Origin of the sequence: Collinsella sp. AM42-18AC (assembly GCF_003467965.1) — a bacterium.
In the GTDB taxonomy this organism is placed as follows: domain Bacteria; phylum Actinomycetota; class Coriobacteriia; order Coriobacteriales; family Coriobacteriaceae; genus Collinsella.
In genome coordinates, this window is record NZ_QSFY01000012.1 from 65,666 (window position 1) to 67,973 (window position 2,308).

A 2,308-nucleotide genomic window follows, 5' to 3' on the forward strand; every position below is an offset into this window, starting at 1 on the left:
ATAGCTTCCCGTGTTGGCTACTATGGCTAGCCAACACGGGATGAATAGAACAGATGACCGCGCCCCCGGCCCCAGCGAAAGATATACGGTTCATTGAGGCAGTCGAACGCTCGAGGTCCGAAATCTGCATGTACACGGTCCGCAAGAACGATATCGTCGACAACACCGTGAAAATCCCGATGCGCATGATCCAGGAGTTCGGGTGCGCGGACGGGTTGATCGGCATTGTGCAGTACGACAGCTTAACGCGCCTCGCCGACAGACACACCACCGACAACGGAAACATCTACGCCCACGGTCCCATCTCCTACGGCGTCCCTGGGCCAAAACCGATCCGCGAGATCTTTGAGGGCATCCCGCACAATCTCGTTATCAAAACGCCCAAGTACGCATATCAGAAGGAGTATCGAATCATCGGGTCGCGACCGGTCGAATGTCGCCTTTTACCAGACGAGAATCACCCGGGCTGCAAAATTGAAAAATACGACCACGCAGAACTTGACCTAAGCAGCAGCCTCGCGGACTTTTCCCGGAAGGTCTCGGTGGCGAGTCTCGAAGAAGCGCGAGACGGCCTCGTGCTGGATTTGCCGCATCAGGCATAGTCAGCCCAACGCGATCCACAACGTCACCGGGCAATCAACCATCCGTCCCTCCAACATTCCCCAGAAAGTTCGCTGATGTTGACTGGGGTTCCCGTAAAATAAACTCCAACAAAATATGTGCGGAGTGCTGGCCTGGAGCTGCCTTCGGACCCTATTGGCTGCTCACCGAGAGGCTCCGCTATGAAACGACCCCTTTACTACCTGTTCTGCGTGATCGCGTGCACGTCTATGGTCGGCGCGACGATGCCTATGGCAGCCATTGCGGAGGCGATTCAGCCTCAAGAAACAGCCGGGCAGCAGGCGCAAGCCGACGCTACGAGCAGCGGCGCAGGCAAGGCCGAAGACGGCACCAACGCAAACGCGACAGCAGATACCGCAGAGGACAGCACCGCAACATCCACCGGCACCAGCGCCGTCAACACGGAAAGCGCTGACGGCACCCCCACCGCAACCGGCACCCCCACCCCATCCCTCCGCGCCCAAACCAACGGCACCCCCGAGGCAATCTCCACCGCAGCAGAAACCGGCTACGCCCACTCCGCCACGGCAACCCAAAACGGCGTCACCTTCACCGTCTCGTGGAACGACGCCCCCGCGGGCACCGCGACGACCTTCCATGTAACCCAGACCAACGGCTCGTCCCAGGCCAAGGCGCGCATGGACGTGCCCACCTACTGGGACGGCGGCAGCCAGGAAAGCGTCTGCGACCCGTCGCGCGCGGCATGGGCCAGCTACTACAGCCTGGGCACCGCGGGCCACGACTTTACCTTTGACTTCACGGCGTCGGGCACGTACCGAATCTACTTCTACTTTATGGACAACGACAGAAACGACCCCCAAAACGACAAGGGGATCTACTACCTGCGCACCACGGCGGAGGTGACCGTAAACGACGCCGCCCGCCCAAGCGTCACGCAGATCGTCAACGACGCCGTGGATCTGTGCAGGCAACAGACAAACGGCTCGGAATACGACATGGCGCTGTGGCTCCACGACTGGACGCTCGACCAGCTGGAGTACGACCACAGCCTCAACTGGTGCTCGGCCGAAAGCGGCCTCACGCGCCACCAGGGCACCTGCGAGAGCTACCAGCGCATCTACTCCAAGCTCCTTGACGCCGCGGGCATCGCCAACGGCCGCATCACCGGCAACGGCCACACCTGGAACGCCGTGAAGATCGACGGCAAATGGTGCCAGATGGACCTAACTTGGGACGACACCAGCGACAACTGGTACGGAGACCTGGACCAGCGCCATCTGTACTTTGGCCTGACCGACGAGCTCATGGCAATCGCCCACTCCGACCACACGGCTAACTACCAGAAGGCCGACTACGCCTACCGCTCGACAGATCTATCCAACAATTACTTTGTGAGAAATGGCAAAGTCGATGAATGGGCCAAGAAATATGCCGACCGCATTCAGCGGCACCTGGATGCCAAGGAAGAGAGCTTTTCTATCGATGCCGACAACCAGTCCTTCCCGCCGAGTATTTCGGGAATTCAGAATGGGATTGTTGCTTATGCGATGAATCAGAGGGAGTGGAAGACTGATGGCGCAAAAGTTAATCTAACGGCGACGTCTAACGTCACAAAAGAATCGAACAGCAAATGGAACGCTAAGTACGACCTGAAGGCTGAATACAAAACAGCAGCATTGGGAAGTGTGATTGACGACGGCCCCTACCGCCTCGCGACCGCCCTCGA

2 protein-coding genes are annotated in these 2,308 nt (G+C 59.0%); both read left to right on the top strand.

Annotated features, from left to right (window positions below; genetic code table 11):
- The first annotated feature begins 128 nt into the window (after positions 1–128).
- Positions 129–602, top strand: coding sequence for a hypothetical protein (locus DW913_RS07925; protein WP_147349643.1), 474 nt, complete (start codon positions 129–131; stop codon positions 600–602).
- A 180-nt stretch (positions 603–782) separates the two neighbouring features.
- On the top strand, positions 783–2,308 hold a 1,526-nt coding region (locus tag DW913_RS07930; protein ID WP_199580808.1), incomplete at its 3' end, for a transglutaminase domain-containing protein.